The 510-nt window shown below is 46.3% G+C and carries 1 pseudogene; it reads right to left on the minus strand.

Annotated features, from left to right (window positions below):
• A pseudogene (locus CIK04_RS27915) lies at positions 1-510 on the minus strand (flavodoxin-dependent (E)-4-hydroxy-3-methylbut-2-enyl-diphosphate synthase); the annotation flags it as partial.

A 510-nucleotide genomic window follows, 5' to 3' on the forward strand; every position in this document is an offset into this window, starting at 1 on the left:
TTGACACTGACTTTAAATTGATCAAAGTTGAGGCGATCAAGAATATCAACATGACGCATAGCAGACTCGACCAAAGCTTCTGGTGTCGGCTCGCCATACTTCATTTGCAGATCTTTCTCTAGCGACCCACCGTTGACACCGATGCGAATTGGTATGTTTTTGTCACGCGCACAATCAACGACTGAGCGAATACGCTCTTCATTACCAATGTTGCAGGTGATGCGTAAACAATCCACCCCGTATTCGGCCACTTTCAGTGCGATACGATAATCAAAATGAATATCAGCAACTAATGGAATCGATACTTGCTGTTTAATCAGCTTGAAAGCTTCAGCCGCATCCATCGTCGGAACAGAAACACGAACAATGTCGCGCCGACATTTTCCAATGCTTTAATTTGAGCAATCGGTGCTGCTACGTCCGTGGTGCGAGTATTGGTCATGGATTGCACCGCGATTGGCGCACCATCACCGATTGGAACATCGCCCACATAAATTCGCGTCGATTTAC

It is taken from the genome of Vibrio sp. 03_296, assembly GCF_002265885.1.